15 protein-coding genes are annotated in these 15,408 nt (G+C 65.1%); 11 read left to right on the forward strand and 4 right to left on the reverse strand.

What is annotated here, in order from left to right:
* Positions 1-39: 39 nt before the first annotated feature.
* Complete coding sequence (locus RXV95_RS14860; protein ID WP_338466801.1) at positions 40-717, forward strand: outer membrane beta-barrel protein; 678 nt, start codon at positions 40-42, stop codon at positions 715-717.
* A 218-nt stretch (positions 718-935) separates the two neighbouring features.
* The gene (locus RXV95_RS14865; protein ID WP_338466802.1) at positions 936-1,766 is read left to right on the forward strand and encodes a YbaY family lipoprotein; all 831 of its coding nucleotides are present in this window, start codon (positions 936-938) and stop codon (positions 1,764-1,766) included.
* 10 nt (positions 1,767-1,776) lie between these two features.
* On the opposite strand, the gene RXV95_RS14870 is transcribed toward RXV95_RS14865, so the two are convergent.
* Positions 1,777-2,670, reverse strand: coding sequence for a LysR family transcriptional regulator (locus RXV95_RS14870; RefSeq protein WP_338466803.1), 894 nt, complete (start codon positions 2,668-2,670; stop codon positions 1,777-1,779).
* 209 nt (positions 2,671-2,879) lie between these two features.
* Here RXV95_RS14870 and RXV95_RS14875 point away from each other — a divergent pair, with 209 nt between their 5' ends.
* The 4 genes from RXV95_RS14875 to RXV95_RS14890 all read left to right on the forward strand — a co-directional run bounded on the left by RXV95_RS14875 (position 2,880) and on the right by RXV95_RS14890 (position 6,287).
* A complete protein-coding gene (locus RXV95_RS14875) occupies positions 2,880-3,071 on the forward strand; it encodes a DUF2892 domain-containing protein (protein WP_338466804.1) in 192 nt (63 codons plus the stop codon).
* Positions 3,072-3,148: 77 nt separating this feature from the next.
* Positions 3,149-4,435 (forward strand): serine--tRNA ligase, encoded by a 1,287-nt coding sequence (gene serS, locus RXV95_RS14880; protein ID WP_338466805.1) that lies wholly within the window; start codon positions 3,149-3,151, stop codon positions 4,433-4,435.
* The gene (locus RXV95_RS14885) at positions 4,432-5,247 is read left to right on the forward strand and encodes a M23 family metallopeptidase (RefSeq protein WP_338466806.1); all 816 of its coding nucleotides are present in this window, start codon (positions 4,432-4,434) and stop codon (positions 5,245-5,247) included. The genes serS and RXV95_RS14885 overlap by 4 nt, the downstream gene beginning before the upstream one ends.
* 2 nt (positions 5,248-5,249) lie before the next feature.
* A complete protein-coding gene (locus RXV95_RS14890; RefSeq protein ID WP_338466807.1) occupies positions 5,250-6,287 on the forward strand; it encodes a potassium channel family protein in 1,038 nt (345 codons plus the stop codon).
* Positions 6,288-6,307: 20 nt separating this feature from the next.
* Here the strand turns inward: RXV95_RS14890 and RXV95_RS14895 are convergent, their stop codons facing one another.
* The gene (locus RXV95_RS14895) at positions 6,308-6,718 is read right to left on the reverse strand and encodes a DUF1761 domain-containing protein (RefSeq protein ID WP_338466808.1); all 411 of its coding nucleotides are present in this window, start codon (positions 6,716-6,718) and stop codon (positions 6,308-6,310) included.
* Between the two features lie 121 nt (positions 6,719-6,839).
* Here RXV95_RS14895 and rimO point away from each other — a divergent pair, with 121 nt between their 5' ends.
* Both rimO and RXV95_RS14905 read left to right on the forward strand, forming a co-directional pair.
* Positions 6,840-8,231, forward strand: a complete 1,392-nt coding sequence (rimO, locus tag RXV95_RS14900; RefSeq protein ID WP_338466809.1) for a 30S ribosomal protein S12 methylthiotransferase RimO — start codon at positions 6,840-6,842, stop codon at positions 8,229-8,231.
* 89 nt (positions 8,232-8,320) lie between these two features.
* On the forward strand, positions 8,321-10,030 hold the full coding sequence (locus tag RXV95_RS14905; protein ID WP_338466810.1) for a thiamine pyrophosphate-binding protein: 1,710 nt from the start codon (positions 8,321-8,323) through the stop codon (positions 10,028-10,030).
* A gap of 40 nt (positions 10,031-10,070) precedes the next feature.
* Here RXV95_RS14905 and RXV95_RS14910 read toward each other — a convergent pair whose 3' ends face one another.
* Positions 10,071-11,075: a c-type cytochrome gene (locus RXV95_RS14910; protein ID WP_338466811.1), complete on the reverse strand. Its 1,005-nt coding sequence runs from the start codon at positions 11,073-11,075 to the stop codon at positions 10,071-10,073.
* Between the two features lie 264 nt (positions 11,076-11,339).
* On the opposite strand from RXV95_RS14910, the gene RXV95_RS14915 reads away from it, so the two are divergent.
* Both RXV95_RS14915 and RXV95_RS14920 read left to right on the forward strand, forming a co-directional pair.
* Entirely contained in the window at positions 11,340-12,401 is a 1,062-nt protein-coding gene (locus RXV95_RS14915) for a DUF47 family protein (RefSeq protein WP_338468582.1), read from the forward strand.
* Between the two features lie 16 nt (positions 12,402-12,417).
* Positions 12,418-13,431 (forward strand): inorganic phosphate transporter, encoded by a 1,014-nt coding sequence (locus RXV95_RS14920; RefSeq protein WP_338466812.1) that lies wholly within the window; start codon positions 12,418-12,420, stop codon positions 13,429-13,431.
* Here RXV95_RS14920 and RXV95_RS14925 read toward each other — a convergent pair.
* Complete coding sequence (locus RXV95_RS14925) at positions 13,428-14,348, reverse strand: cation diffusion facilitator family transporter (RefSeq protein ID WP_338466813.1); 921 nt, start codon at positions 14,346-14,348, stop codon at positions 13,428-13,430. The genes RXV95_RS14920 and RXV95_RS14925 overlap by 4 nt on opposite strands.
* Positions 14,349-14,539: 191 nt before the next feature.
* Between RXV95_RS14925 and RXV95_RS14930 the strand changes: the two genes are divergently transcribed.
* Complete coding sequence (locus RXV95_RS14930) at positions 14,540-15,355, forward strand: TorF family putative porin (RefSeq protein ID WP_338466814.1); 816 nt, start codon at positions 14,540-14,542, stop codon at positions 15,353-15,355.
* Positions 15,356-15,408: the final 53 nt, after the last annotated feature.

The following is a 15,408-nucleotide window of genomic DNA, read 5'->3' on the forward strand; positions in this document are numbered from 1 at the left end:
CGTTGCAGCGAAACACTTTGGTTCAGATGGAGAATTCACATGCTCAACGGAAAGTCATTTGTCGCCGCCCTGGCAATCGCCGCCACGGCATCGGTCGCGTCTCCGGCACTGGCGCAGGGTAACGATGCCGGTGGCGTCTATGTCGGCGCGGAAACCGGCGTGGTGATGGCCGGAAGCGGGAACCTGGGCGGCGATGCGGTCGTCGGGCAGAAGGCCGGGTTCGACCTGGGCGGCACCGTCGGCTATCGCTTCGCGCAGACCCCTTCGGGCAATTTCCGCGTCGAACTGGAAGGTCACTATTCCCAGTCCGACCTGGACACCGGCAGGCCCTATGGCGCCTTCGCCGCAGACGCCTACAACGGCGAGGTGCAGACGGCGGGCGCGATGGTGAACGCCTATTACGACCTATCGCAACTGGGCGGCCGGGTGGTTCCCTATGTCGGCGCCGGGCTCGGCTTCGAAAACGTCGACCTCGATGCCCGCGGGAGCGCCGCGTCCTATCACGGCAACGATACCGTCTTCGCCTATCAGGCCATCGCGGGCATCGAATACCGGATCGACAACCACGTTTCGGTAACGCTCGACGGGCGCTATTTCGACATGGACAAGCCCCGCTTCCACACGGCCCCTGCCGGGATCGCGGTGACGCCGGAGCCGACCGCCTCGTATGACCTTGACGGATTCAAGGGCATGGTCGGGGTTCGCTACACCTTCTGATCGCTGGCGCGGCAATGCACCGGCCGTCCCCGGGCCATGCGCATTGCCGCCCACACCGGTCCGGCGCTTCGACAACAGCCCTCCCCCCGCACGGAGCGCCGGACCGTTAACATCGTCAGGCCATGGCCGGACCGGACCGTTCCCGTCTTGCACGTGCATCGGCAGGCGTGGTTACGAAGGGATCGGCCCAAGGGAGAAGGCCCAAAGGGAGAAACTCGATGAAGAAGCCACTTCCCGCGTCGATCCTCGCCGGATCGATGCTTGCCGTTTCGGTTCTGGTATCCGGATGCGCGATGCCCGCGCGTCAGGCCGAACCCCAGGCCCCGCTTGCGAAGTTGCACGACATGAAGATTTCCGGACAGGCCGCCTATCGCGAGCGTATTGCCCTTGCGCCGGGCTCTACATTCGACGTGCGCCTGATCGACATTTCCCGCGCGGACGCCCCGGCCGACGTGCTGGCGCAGGAAAGCCGCGTACTGAACGGTGAACAGGTGCCGCTGCCGTTCACGCTTTCGGTAAGCGAGCACAAGATCAAGACCAACCGCCGCTATGCCGTGCGCGCCACGATCACCGATCCGCAAGGGCGGCTGGCGTGGACATCGGACAGGGTCTATCCGGTCGGCACCTCCGCTTACGAACAGGATCTTGGCACGATCGCTCTGGTCCGGGTGCGCTCGTCAGGGGGAAGCGATCCGGCACGGCCGGCATCGACACAAGCCATTCCATCGGGCGCCGTCCACACCGTTGAGGACATCGACGGCACCGGCCTGATCGACAATTCGCACGTGACGATCCTTTTCGGGACAGACGGCCGGGTAAGCGGATCGACCGGATGCAACACCTTCTCGGCCAGCTATACCGCGAACGGCAACGCGCTTTCGATCGGTCCGGTCGCGACCACACGGCGTGCCTGCCTTCCGGCGCTCGACAAGCAGCAGGCGCGCTTTCTGGAAGCGATGCAAAGCCTTTCGCAATGGTCGCTCGATCCGCAGGGCCGGCTTGTCCTGCGGGGGGCGAACGGGCACGTCATCGTTGCGATCCGGTCGTAAATCGGCCGGACTACGTTCCGGGTGCCTCGCCCGCCGATCCCAGCAGCATGGCCCTCGCCTTCGAGATGCGGGGATTGCGCAGGGCGCTTTTGGGCCAGAGCAGGTTATATTCGATAGACGGGTTACTGTGGGGGCCATCCAGCGCCAGCAGCCGCCCTTCGCTCAATTCGTGCCCGACCATGTAGCGCGGCAGCACGGTCCACCCCAGCCCGGCCATCACGAAGTTGCGCAGTGCGCGCAAATCGGGCGCGGTCAGCGCTTCATGGGCATGGTCCAGCACGATGCGATTGTGATCGAGCCACGTCCGAAGCAGGTGACGTTCAAGATCGTAGGCGAGGAAGGGCGTTTCGCCCAGGGCCTTGCCCAGTCCATCGGCGCGCACGGCCTCGCCCATCCGAAGGGGGGCGACAAGCACCAGTTCCTCGCTGCCGTAAACGGTGAAGTCGATCCGCGGGTCGTCCGGGACAAAGACATTCAGCCCGAAATCGGACCGCCCCTCGACCAGCATCGCGATGATTTCCTCTCCGGCCGCCGGGTGCATCTGCACGGTCAGGTTGCTGGCGACGAGGTCCGCCAGCCGGGGTATGATCAGATCGGAAAGAATGTCGGACGGCCCGCAAAGATGGATCGTCCCCCCGATCGTGCGCGATCGCGCGCGCACTTCCGCCAGAATGCCTTCTGCCGTGTCGATCGCGCCCGATACGCGCGCGGCCAGTTCATCAGCAATCACGGTCGGCTTCACGCCGCGGGCATGGCGGGTGAACAGCTTGCGCTCAAGCATCGCCTCAAGGCTTGCAACGTGTCCCGAAACCGCGGGTTGGGTCAGCCCCAGTTCGTGCGCGGCCTTGCTGACCGAACCCTGGCGATAAACCTCCACGAAGCTGCGCAGCAGAATGATCGACATAGCGCAGACATAACAATCCTTATCGCGATCGTCGGCAGATATAACCGAACTGGACCATTCAATCGGCAAGCGCGTCACGCGCGTGCGAACAAGCGTGCACGGCGCCTCTGCCGTCGGGCATTCCCACAAACTCTCCGGGTTGATAGGTATCAATGCAGCGGCGGGGGAAATGCGGTTTCAAACACCCGGCTGCTTTTTGGGAGGCGCACATGTTCAAGACCAACGTTGGAAGTCTCGATCGTATTGCCCGCATCGTTCTGGGCGTGATCCTTATCGCGCTTGTTTTCGTGGGACCGAAAACGCCGTGGGGCTGGCTGGGCATCATCCCGCTTGCAACCGGGCTGCTGCGCACCTGCCCGCTCTATTCGATCCTTGGCCTCAACACCTGCGGAGCGAAATAGGGCGGTTCGTCGACGGGTATCGTGCAGGACGGCCAAGCGCGCTTGACCGGCGTCGGCACTGCCAATAGGCCGCGCCCATGCACGATATCCGCCTGATCCGCGAAAACCCGGAAATGTTCGACGCAGCCCTCGCCCGCCGCGGGGTGGAGCCTTGCGCGAAAGACCTGCTTGCCCTCGATGCAGAGCGGCGCGCCATCGCGACGCGGATGCAGGAGGTTCAGGCTCGCCGCAACGAGGCGTCAAAGGCCATCGGCGCGGCCATGGGCAAGGGCGACAAGGACGCAGCCGAAGCGCTGAAGGCCGAAGTTTCCGGCCTGAAGGAAGAACTGCCCGCGCTGGAAGAGAAGGACCGCGAGCTTTCGGGACTTCTGGCGGAGCGGCTGGCCGCGCTGCCCAACCTGCCCGATGCCGACGTGCCCGACGGGGAAGACGAAACGCAGAACGTGGAAGTATCGCGCTGGGGCACCCCGCGCACTTTCGCGTTCCAGCCGAAGGAACATGCCGACCTTGGCCCCGCGCTGGGCATGGACTTTGAAACCGGCGCGCTGATTTCGGGCGCGCGCTTCACCTTCCTTAAAGGCCACATGGCCCGCCTGCACCGCGCGCTGGCGCAGTTCATGCTGGACAGGCAGACGGAAGAGGCCGGCTATACCGAATGCAACCCGCCGCTTCTGGTGAAAGACGAAGCTGCCTTCGGCACCACCCAGTTGCCCAAGTTTTCCGAAGACCTGTTCCGCACGACGGACGGCCGCTGGCTGATCCCCACCGCCGAAGTCAGCCTGACGAACGCGGTGCGCGAACAGATCCTCGACACCGGCGCGCTGCCGATCCGCATGACCGCGCTTACCCCGTGCTTCCGGTCCGAAGCGGGCGCGGCGGGGCGCGACACGCGCGGCTTCATCCGCCAGCACCAGTTCGAGAAAGTGGAACTGGTATCGGTCTGCAGGCCCGACGATTCGGCGGCGGAACACGAACGGATGACCGGCGCGGCCGAAGCGATCCTGCAGGCGCTGGACCTGCCCTATCGCAAGATGCTGCTTTGTGCGGGCGACATGGGCTTTGCCGCGCGCAAGACCTATGATCTGGAAGTCTGGCTGCCGGGGCAAGGCGCCTATCGGGAAATCAGTTCGTGTTCGAACTGCGGCGATTTCCAGGCAAGACGGATGAATTCCCGCTTCCGACCGGACGGGCAGAAGAACACCGAATTCGTCCACACGCTGAACGGATCGGGCCTTGCCGTCGGTCGAACGCTGGTGGCGGTGCTGGAAAATTACCAGCAGGAAGACGGCTCTGTAATCGTGCCGGACGTGCTTCAACCCTGGATGGGCGGGATCACCCGGCTGGTGCCCGCAAGCGCGGCGTGAACGCGGCGCGGCGCCTGGCGCTTCCCGCCAGCGCGGCATTGACCGCGCTGGCCGGAGGCTGCGTCGGCTCATCGTCCCCGCCGCGCCAGGTCGCCCGGCCGGTCGTGCAATCGACCGCGAATGCGAACACCTATGTCGTGCGCAGCGGAGACACGCTGTCAGAGATCGCGCAAAATCAGGGCGTGGGCATGCGCGAACTGGCGCGCGCCAACGGCATTGCCCCGCCATACCTGATCCGCATCGGTCAGCGTTTGCGCATCCCATCGCGCAACCTTTCCTATCGCGAGCCGGCAAGGCCGGCGCCGATGCCCATGCCGCGCCCTGCGCCCACCCCGGCGCCGGTCCGCCCCTATGTTACGCCCGCCCCGCGCCCGACGAGCCTGCCAACGCCGGGTCCGGTGCGGCAGGCGCGAACGAAGATTCCGGGCGCGCCGGGCCTTACCTGGCCAACGGACGGGCCGCTTGCCAGCCGGTTCGGCAGCCTTGTGAATGGCGAACCCAACAACGGCATCGACATGACCGCCTATCCCGGCATGGCGGTGCGGGCTTCCGCCGCCGGCACGGTGATCTTCGCCGGGCAGGAAAGCCGGCGTTTCGGCAAGACGGTGATCGTCGATCACGGGGACGGATGGATGACCGTCTATGCCTATCTGGGCCAGCTGACGGTCAGCGCGGGGGAAAAGGTCCGCCAGCGCACGCGCATCGCCTTTGTCGGCAAGAGCGGGGAAGCGCGCGTGCCCAAGGTCCATTACGAATTGCGGCACGACAACGTGCCGGTCGATCCGCAGCTCTACCTGCCGGGACGACTTTGAGCGTGGCGCCGCCGCGCCAGCGCCGCCTGTTCAATCCGCTTCGGCGGGACGTGGGCGTTCCGGTCTGGGCGGATGTGGCAATACGGCTGTTCGCGGCGCTGGGGCTCGTGTTCGTTGTCGTGCTGGTCCACTGGTTCGACCGTGACGGCCTGGTCGACAATCACGACGGCCACGTCAGCTTTCTCGACGTCGTCTATTTCACGATGATCTCGATCACGACGACCGGGTTCGGGGATATCGCGCCGGTCAGCGACCGGGCACGGATGATAGAGGCGGTGATCGTCACGCCGATCCGTCTGGCGGTGCTCTTCATTTTCGTGGGCACGGCCTACAACTTCCTTATCAAGCGCAGCTGGGAGAGATTTCGCATGGCGCAGATCCAGAAGAAGCTCACCGGCCACATCGTGGCACTGGGCTTCGGCATCTCGGGGTCGGAGGCGGTGGGCGAACTGATCGCGCGCGGCACCGATCCCAAGCGCATCGTCGTGCTCGACCTTGACGATACGCGGCTGGAGCAGGCCGCGGCGTTGGGCTGCAACGTGATGAAGGGCGATGCAACGCGCGACGATACGCTGATGGACGTGCACGTGGCGCGCGCGTCGTCGATCCTTGTCTCGGCGGGGCGCGACGACACGTCCATCCTCATCACGCTGACCGCGCGGCACCTCGCCCCCGAAATTCCCATCACGGTTGTCGTGCGGGCGGAAGACAACGAGCAGCTTGCCCGGCAAGCAGGCGCCAGCAACGTGATCAATCCGGTGCGCTTCACCGGCCTCTTGCTGGCGGGTTCTGCCCACGGCCTGCACGTGGCGGACTATCTGGGCGACCTTGCCTCGGTCACCGGCCGTGTCCAGCTGGTCGAACGCCCGGTAACCCCGGACGAGGTGGGCAAGCCGCTAAGCGCGCTGGCCAGCGGCGGACAGGGGCTGCGCGCCTATCGCGCCGGGCAGGCCATCGGGTTTTGGGAAGACGCGGCGCAAGCGCTTCAGGCGGGCGATATCGTGGTCGAGATCGTGCCGGCTCCGGCCGAATCGGCTTGACGGTCGCGCGGAAATCGCCCCTAGCCGAACAGGAAGAAGACCAGCCCCATCGATAGATAGGCGAACAGCCAGTAACCGGCGTCGATCATGGCCAGCCGGGTGGAAATGCGCTGGTGCGAATAGCTGGTCCACAGCGCCGGAATGACGAACGCGATCGCCAGCCCGCCCGACATCATGAAATAGAGCCACGGCTTCACCGAAAGCGTTGCTTCGCCCACTCGCGCGAACATGTGGCCGATCATGGTCGAGGAAACCAGCAGCAGCAGGGCGCTGATCATGAGGGTCCGCCCGGGCGACGTGCGCGTACCCAGGCCGCCGGGTCCAACCTCCTCAAGCTTGGCGCGGCCGAACAGCGGTCCGTACCACAGGCCGGACACACCCAGCGCTACGGCAGTTGCGACTACCACGGCAAGCCAGTTTACCGGTCCCATGCCTTCCTCTCGTGCCGACCCTGTTTGTGCACGTGCTAACGCTCCATACCGGGCATTGCAAATGCACCCGTTGTGGAGATTGGTGACTGTTTCACGAAAAGCGCCTATGGGCGCGCCAATCATGGCATCGCAAACCCCGCAAGACACCACCCGCATCCCCGCATCGCCGCGCGTCGGCATGGTCAGCCTCGGCTGTCCGAAAGCACTGGTCGATTCCGAACGCATCCTCACGCGACTGCGCGCGGATGGCTATGCGATGAGCGCCGATTACGCGGGGGCGGACGTTGTTCTGGTCAACACTTGCGGCTTCCTCGATTCCGCCAAGGAAGAAAGCCTGGCCGCGATTGGCGAGGCCATTGCCGAAAACGGTCGCGTAATCGTGACCGGCTGCATGGGGAACGAGGCCGAAACGATCCGCGCGCGTTTTCCCGACGTACTGGCGGTAACCGGCGCGCACCAGTATGAGGCGGTTGTCGATGCCGTGCACGACGCGGCGCCCCCGGCGCGCGGTCCGTTTGTCGACCTGATCCCGCAGCCCGATATAAAGCTCACCCCGCGCCATTACGGCTATCTGAAGATATCCGAGGGCTGCAACCATTCCTGCGCGTTCTGCATCATCCCGCAACTGCGTGGAAAGCTCGCCAGCCGCCGCATAGACGCGGTGCTGCGCGAAGCGGAAAAGCTGGTCGCGGCGGGGACGAATGAACTGCTGGTGATCAGCCAGGACACCTCTGCCTATGGCGTCGACGTGCGGCACGAGACGCGCGACTGGAAGGGGCATCCGGTCCGCACGCACATGACCGACCTTGCCCGCGAACTGGGCGGGTTGCGCACGCCCGGGGGGCAGGTGCCGTGGGTGCGGCTGCACTATGTTTACCCCTACCCTCACGTCGACGCGGTGATCCCGCTGATGGCCGAAGGGCTGGTCACGCCCTATCTCGACATTCCCTTTCAGCACGCCAGCCCGTCTGTCCTGAAAGCCATGAAGCGACCGGCGAACGAGGCCAAGGTGCTCGAGCGCCTGAAATCCTGGCGCGAAATTTGTCCCGACGTCGCCATCCGTTCCAGCTTCGTCGTCGGCTTCCCCGGTGAGACCGAGGACGATTTCCGCTACCTGCTCGACTGGCTGGACGAAGCACAGCTTGACCGGGTGGGCGGCTTCCGGTTCGAGCCGGTCGAAGGCGCGGCGGCCAACGATCTGCCCGGTGCCGTGCCCGAAGAGGTGAAGGAAGAACGCTACGCCCGTCTGATGGAAAAGACCGAGGCGATCAGCGCGGCGAAGCTGGCGGCAAAGGTCGGGCGGACGATCCCGGTAATCGTCGACGAAGTGGGCGAGCCCGACGAGGACGGCGATATCGGCGCAACCGCGCGCAGCCAGGCCGACGCGCCAGAGATCGACGGCGCGGTTTACCTGCGCAACGTGCCAGCATCGCTGAAACCCGGCGATATCGTGGACGTGGCGATAGAAGACGCTGACGCGCACGACCTGTACGGAGCCATCGCCGGCGCGTGATTGCCGGGATTTAACGGAACCCCATCGGCGCTCCGGGCGTAGGGAAAGCATCCCGGCTTTCCCGTAACCGCAAAATGGAGCTGCCTGCCATGTCGCTGACCGTCGCCGAACTTCTGACCCGGACGCTTGCCGAAATCGGCGTCAGCCATGTCTTCGGGATCGTCGGCGACGCGCTGAACCCCTTCACCGATGCGCTGCGGCGCGACGACCGTATCGGCTGGGTCGGCGTGCGGCACGAGGAAGGCGCCGCACTCGCCGCCGCCGGACAGGCGAAGCTGACCGGGCGGCTGGCGGTGTGTTGCGGCACCACCGGGCCGGGCGGAAACCATCTTGTCGCCGGCCTTTACGAAGCGCGCAAGGACCATGCGCCGGTGCTGGCGATTTCCGGCGGGGTGCCGTCCGCCAAGCGGGGGCTGGACTATCACCAGGAAGACGATCCGGTGGAGCTGTTCCGCGACGTGTCGGTCTATTCCGAACTTGTCGCCAGCCCGGAACAGGCGCCGGGCGTGATCCGCCAGGCCATTGCCGAAGCCTATGGCCGCAAGGGCGTGGCGCATCTTTCGATCCCGCCCGACGTGTTTTCCGCGAAAGTGGAAATCGATGCGATACCCGGTCTTGCCACCCTGCGCCCGCGACCGGCCTTCGCCCCGGCGGAGGGCGAGATAGACCGGGCCGCGCTGATGATTGCGGAGGCTGAAAAGATCGCGGTGTTCTGCGGCGAAGGGTGTCGCGGCGCGGAAGTGGAACTGGTGCAGCTGGCCGAACGGCTGCAGGCTCCGCTGATGCACACCTTTCGCGGCAAGGACCTGTTGCCGTTCGACAATGCCTACTGGATCGGCGGCGTCGGCATGATCGGCGGCAGGCCGGGCGTGGACGCGCTGCACGATGCCGACCTGATGTTGATGGTGGGCACGGACTATCCCTATTCGGAATACCTGCCCCAGCACGGCAAGGTGATCCAGATCGACGAGCGGGCAGAGGCGCTGGGCCGCCGGGCACCGGCAGGGCTGGGCGTGGTCGGATCGGTCAAGCCCGCACTCGCCCGCCTGATCGAACGCCTGCCCCAGCGTAGCGACAGCGCGTTTCTGGACAAGGTCAAGGCAGACCGCGCCGAATGGAACGCGATGCTGGACGAAAAGGCCAGCCCGTCACGAACGGGCCACCGGCTCCACCCGCAGCAACTGGCGCGCGCGATCAGTGACCGCGTGGCGCAGGACGCGATCTGGGTAACGGATACCGGCGAAGTCACGCTGTGGGCCGCGAACTGGTTCCGCCAGAACGGGCGCCAGCGCATGACCGGATCGTTCAACAACGGCGCCGTGGGCACGGGAATGGGCATCGCAAACGGTGTGCAGGCGCTCGATCCCGCGCGCCAGGTGGTGCTCCACGCGGGCGACGGCGGCTTCACGATGCTGTGCAGCGAATTCATGACCGCAGTCGAGCACAAGCTGCCGGTAAAGGTGGTGGTTTACGACAACAGCGGCTGGGGCCTCGTCCACCTGGAAATGGAGGGCGCGGCGCTGCCGGCGGCAAAGGGCACCGAGTTTCCGAACATGGATTTCGCGGCCTTCGCCCGGGCCTGTGGCGGCGAAGGCTTCTCCGTCCACACCACCGGCGAATTGCCGGGCACGATCGAAAGCTGGCTGTCGGCCCCCGGCCCGGCAATCCTCCACGCGATGGTCGATCCGGACGAAATCCCGGCCATGCCGCACATCGACATTGGCCAGGCCGCACGCTTCGGCATCGCACGCATCCGCGAGGCGTGGCTTTCGTTGACCGGCCGCGAAAACGAAGCCTGAACGCCCCGTTTCGGATTGGGCAGTTTCAGATCGGGCGGATTCAGAGCGGGCCGCCGGGCACACCCGCGCCCAGCAGCTTTCCGTCCACCACCTTGCCGTAATAGCTTTTCTGGCCCTTGTGGTGCTTCTTCGCGTTTTCCGCGACGGTGCCGGTCTGGCGCGGATCCCTGGGGCGTTCGTGGCTGTCGACATAGGCCGCCACATCCCAAGCGTCCTGATCGCTCAGGGTGCCGCTGGTGCCATAGGGCATGTTCCACTTGATGAAGGCCGCGGCCTTGTCGACCTTCGCCAGCCCCGCGCCCCAGTTATAGCTGTGCGGCCCCCAAAGCGGCGGGAAGGTGACGTTGCGGCCGGAATGGCTGCCCTGCCCGTCCGCACCGTGGCAGGAATCGCACTGCTGTTCGAACACCTTCTTCCCGCGAACGGGATCATAGCCCAGCTTGGTTTCCTTCACCGCCGGAAAGCCGCCGCCAACCATCTTCACGCCCGTCGGCGCGCCGGTGGCCAGCCAGTGGAAATAGGCTTCAAGATCGCGATAGACCGGGCTGCCGCGCGCGGGTGCACCGCCTGCGGGGCTGTCCTGCGCGTTCATCGAATACATGAAGCAGCCGCGGATGCGGTCTTCCATGTCGTTGATCTGGCCGTTCTTCGAACGATAGGCCGGATACTTCACCCAGGCCGCCCACATCGGCGAAGCCTTGGGGCGGCGCCCGCCGTCTAGGTGGCAATTGGTGCATGACAGCGCACCGCCGACATAGGCGCGCGCATTGCCCGGCGTATCCGAAAAGATCGCCATGCCGCGCCGGATCGCATCGCCGTCCGGCCCGTCGGGGATTGTCGCCGGACTGGGCGGCTGGAAGCCCGCCGTCTTCGGGTCGGGCGTTTCCGCCTCGGTGGGCGTGCCCTGGTGATAGCCTGCCAGATCGGCGAGGAGCGATCCGCCGTTCACAAGCAGCATCGCCGCAAGCCCGCCACCGAACGCGGCCAGCAGCGGCAATAGGATCGGCGAACCGCCTTTTTGCGAAGTACCTTCGTTTTCCTGCATTCCTGGCCTATTTCCTGTCCGGCCGATAGCCTGGCTGGCTCTCCCGCGCGCATTCATGCCGCGCCGGACGCCCGCCGTCAAACATTAGCGTTTACTGATAGGCGTTCGCAGGATCGCCCCTCATAACAACGCTCTTGTAACATTGCGGTCATAAACGTAGGCGCGCGACCGGAAAGAGAACATCGGGTCCGGAGATCAACCATTCGCCAGATTGCTGCCCTGCCTTATTGCACAGAGGGGCCGGGGCTCGACGCCCCGGTGCGGGTGATGCTTGTCACCTCGCGCCGGACCGGACGCTGGGTGATCCCCAAGGGCAATCTGATGGCCGGCACGCCGTCCCACGCGGCGGCCGCGCTAGAGGCGGAGGAAGAGGCCGGAATCCGCGGGCTGGCCTGCCCCGTCGCGATCGGCAGCTATCGCTATCGCAAGCGCAGGCGCAACGGCGCGTCGCTTATGGTCGATGTGGAAGTCTTTCCGCTCTCGGTCAGTGAGGAACTGGCGACGTGGAAGGAAAAGGACGAGCGGGAACGCCGCTGGTTCACGCTTGCCGAAGCGGCGAACGCCGTGGACGAGCCCGATTTGCGCGAACTGATCCGTTCGTTCGGGCCAAAGGAATTTCGCGCGGCGGCCGTTCGCACCGGCATGCTGAACGTGGTTGCCAAGAAATCAAGGATTCCCAAGATGTTCGCATGGTTCCAGCGCCTTCTCCCGAAGACCGGCAACTTCTTCGAACTGTTCGAGGCGCACGCGCTTACGATCACCGCGGCCGCCGATGCGCTGGCCCGCCTGTTGCAGGGCGCGTCTTCCCCGGCGGACCACATCCGCGAAGTGAACGAGCGGGAAACCGATGCGGACAACATCATCCGCGAAGTGCTGCACACCGTGCGCGAAACCTTCCTGACGCCGTTCGATCGCAGCGCAATCACCAGCCTGATCGGATCGATGGACGATTCGGTCGATGAAATGCAGGCCGCCGTCCAGGCGATCGACGTGTACGACGTGACCGAGTTCGATCAGGAAATGAAGGACATGGCCGCCATCATCGTGGATTGCGCGCGGCTTACCGCCGAGGCGATCCCCCTGCTGCGCGACGTGGGCCGCAACGGCAACCGCCTGCACGAACTGACCGAACGGATGGTCCGGGCCGAAAACCACGCGGACGAAGTGCACCGCGCCGGGCTCAAGCGCAATTTCCGCGAGTTCGGCAAGGTCGACACGCCGCGCTTCATCGTGGCGCGCGAAATCTACAAGCATCTCGAACGGATCGTGGACGCTTTCGAAGACGTCGCGAACGAGATCGACGGCATCGTGATCGACCACGCCTGAACGAAGGGGCGACACGATGTACGAACTCGCCTTCCCGCTGCTGGTGGGGCTGATCGTCACCGCGCTGGCGTTCGACTTTCTCAACGGCCTGCACGATGCCGCGAACTCTATCGCCACCGTCGTATCCACGCGGCTTCTGCGCCCGGTTCCTGCGGTGGCCTTTGCCGCCGTGTTCAACGCCGGCGCCTATTTCCTGACGATCACCTTTCCCAGCCTGCACAAAGTGGCGGAAACGATCGGCGCCGGCCTGATCGACAAGAACCTGGTCACGCCTTCGGTAGTGTTCGGGGCACTGGTGGGCGCGATGTTCTGGAACGTCGTCACCTGGATGAAGGGCATCCCCTCGTCCTCAAGCCACGCGCTTGTCGGCGGCATCGTGGGTGCGGGCGTCGCGCACGCGGGCATCGCCGGTATCGAGTGGACCGGCCTCAACAAGACGCTGATCGCCATCGTGCTGTCTCCGCTTCTGGGCATGATCCTGTCGATGGCGATCATGCTGGTGACGAGCTGGGCCTTTTCGCGCAGTTCCAACCGCGTCGCCGAACGATCGTTCCGGTTCCTGCACCTCATTTCCTCGGGCACCTATTCGCTCAGCCACGGCCTGAACGATGCGCAGAAAACGATGGGCATCATCACCGTCCTGCTGTTTTCGACCGGCCACCTGAACGGCAAGTTCGAAGTGCCGCACTGGGTTGCGCTGTCCTGCTACACGGCGATGGGGCTGGGCACGCTGGTCGGCGGCTGGAAGATCATCGAGACGATGGGATCGCGCATCACCAAGCTTTCCCAGCACCAGGGATTTTCCGCGTCGCTTGGCGGTTCGATCATGGTCTTCGCCGCATCGTTGCTGGGCATTCCCGTCTCCACCACGCACACGATCACCGGCTGCGTGATCGGCGCGGGCGTTTCCCGCCGCGCCAGCGCGGTGCGCTGGGGCGTGGCGAGCGACGTGGTTGTTGCCTGGGTGGTGACGATCCCCGCTTCGGCGCTGGTGGGCGCGGCGTTCTATATGCTGACCCTGCTGTTCTAGGCGGCCTGTATCCGCGCGGATGCATCCTGCGGACGGACATAGACACGCGCGACAATCGGGAAGCCGGCCCCCACCTTGCGCTCTATAGCGGCGACGATCCGTTCTACCTCTCCGGCGCTGATCGCATCGTCGAAATCGGCGGTAATGATCGCCGTCACCATGTCCGGTGCTGCGTGCAGCGTCAGCACTTCGCGCACCGAAACGATGCCCTTGTGCGCTTCGGCGCAGGTGCGGATCGCATCGACAAGCTCCGGGTCCGCGCTTTCGCCGATCAGCAGGCTTTTCGCTTCGTAAAGCAGCATGATCGCAAGGATGCCCAGCACCAGCCCGATCAGGACCGACGCGAAACCGTCGAAGAACGGATTGCCGGTGACAAGGCTGAGCGCAAGGCCCGCCGCGGCGACCGCCAGGCCGACCAGCGCGCCCGCGTTCTCAAGCAGAATTACCAGCGTCGGCGCATCCTTGGTGTCGCGGATTTCCTGAAGGATGGTTCCCCTGCGGTGGGCGTTGAAATCCTTCAGCGCCGCGATCACGGACCAGCCTTCAAGCATGAAGGCGATGGCCAGCACCACGAAGGCGACCAGCGGATCGCTCGCCGGTTCCGGCTCCAGGATGTGGATGATGCCTTCGTAAACCGAAACGCCCGCGCCCAGCGAGAACACCAGGATCGCGACCACGAAGCTCCAGAAATAAAGTTCCCGCCCGTAACCGAACGGGTGCTGCGCATCGGCCGGCGCACGTGACCTTTTGCGGCCATAGAGCAGCAGCACCTGGTTGGTCGAATCGACCAGGCTGTGCACGCCTTCGGTCAGCATCGCTGAAGAGCCCGTGATCCCGGCCGCGACGAATTTCGCCACCGCAATGCCCACGTTCGCCCCCAGCGCGATCAGGATCGTGCGCGTCGAACCGCTTGCCATTTCCGGTCTGTCTCCATGTTTCGTGCCGTCGGACATACTTCGTTACGAAGCCGAAACGCGCGCGCCAAGCGTTTCGAATATCCGCTTTGGTTCCGGCGCGACGCGTCACCATCGGCCCGGCCCGATGAGAGGGCGCGCACGCCGGACGCAGGATGGAACGTTTTTACCCACCAGACGGGAGGACGTTCCCTATGAAAATATATATCGCCGCGGCGCTTGCCGCGTGTGCCATTCCGGCTTCGGCGCTTGCCGAAGAGACCGATCCGCCCGGCGCCTTCGAAGTGTCGGGCAGCGCGGCGCTCGTCTCCGACTATCGCTTTCGCGGCGTATCGCAGACTGACAAGCAGATGGCCGTCCAGGCGGGTGCGACCGTTACCCACGCCAGCGGCATCTATGTCGGCACATGGGCCTCCAACCTTGCCGGGTGGGGCACCTTCGGCGGCTCCAACATGGAACTGGACATCTATGGCGGATACAGCGCCGCGATCGCCAGCGGGGTGACGCTGGACGTCGGCCTTACGTGGTACATGTATCCCGGCGGCGCGGACACGACCGACTTTGCCGAACCCTATGTGAAGCTGTCGGGCGACCTTGGCCCCGCGAATATGCTGGTTGGCGTTGCCTATGCGCCGAAGCAGAAGGCGCTGGCGAACGTATCCAACACACCGCAAAGCAACGGACAGAGCCAGGACAACCTGTATATCTGGACGGACCTTGGCGCGGGGATTCCCGGCACCCCGTTCTCCGCCCGCGCGCACCTTGGCTATTCTAACGGCAACCCGGGCCTTGGCCCCAACGGCACCAGCATCGCCCCCACGGGCGAATACTTCGACTGGTTGCTGGGGCTCGACTATGCGCTCGGCCCGGTCACGCTGGGCGTGTCCTATGTCGATACCGACATCTCCCGGGCGGGATCGGCCTATCTCCTGCCGGGCTTCGCATCGACCAAGGACGGATCGACCATCGCCGGATCGACGGTGCTCTTTTCGGCAACGGCCTCGTTCTAGGGCAGACCGGGGCCAGTCCCGGCCATTGCAGGCTTCATGGGGTGGCCCGGCGC

This window comes from Novosphingobium sp. ZN18A2, from assembly GCF_036784765.1.
Taxonomy (GTDB): Bacteria; Pseudomonadota; Alphaproteobacteria; order Sphingomonadales; family Sphingomonadaceae; genus Novosphingobium.

Coding starts and splice junctions, on each gene's coding strand:
- RXV95_RS14910 (WP_338466811.1), bottom strand. CDS start 11,075: ATGCAGGAAAACGAAGGTACTTCGCAAAAAGGCGGTTCGCCGATCCTA.
- RXV95_RS14920 (WP_338466812.1), top strand. CDS start 12,418: ATGTACGAACTCGCCTTCCCGCTGCTGGTGGGGCTGATCGTCACCGCG.
- RXV95_RS14925 (WP_338466813.1), bottom strand. CDS start 14,348: ATGGCAAGCGGTTCGACGCGCACGATCCTGATCGCGCTGGGGGCGAAC.
- RXV95_RS14860 (WP_338466801.1), top strand. CDS start 40: ATGCTCAACGGAAAGTCATTTGTCGCCGCCCTGGCAATCGCCGCCACG.
- rimO (WP_338466809.1), top strand. CDS start 6,840: ATGGCATCGCAAACCCCGCAAGACACCACCCGCATCCCCGCATCGCCG.
- RXV95_RS14875 (WP_338466804.1), top strand. CDS start 2,880: ATGTTCAAGACCAACGTTGGAAGTCTCGATCGTATTGCCCGCATCGTT.
- serS (WP_338466805.1), top strand. CDS start 3,149: ATGCACGATATCCGCCTGATCCGCGAAAACCCGGAAATGTTCGACGCA.
- RXV95_RS14895 (WP_338466808.1), bottom strand. CDS start 6,718: ATGGGACCGGTAAACTGGCTTGCCGTGGTAGTCGCAACTGCCGTAGCG.
- RXV95_RS14930 (WP_338466814.1), top strand. CDS start 14,540: ATGAAAATATATATCGCCGCGGCGCTTGCCGCGTGTGCCATTCCGGCT.
- RXV95_RS14870 (WP_338466803.1), bottom strand. CDS start 2,670: ATGTCGATCATTCTGCTGCGCAGCTTCGTGGAGGTTTATCGCCAGGGT.
- RXV95_RS14865 (WP_338466802.1), top strand. CDS start 936: ATGAAGAAGCCACTTCCCGCGTCGATCCTCGCCGGATCGATGCTTGCC.
- RXV95_RS14905 (WP_338466810.1), top strand. CDS start 8,321: ATGTCGCTGACCGTCGCCGAACTTCTGACCCGGACGCTTGCCGAAATC.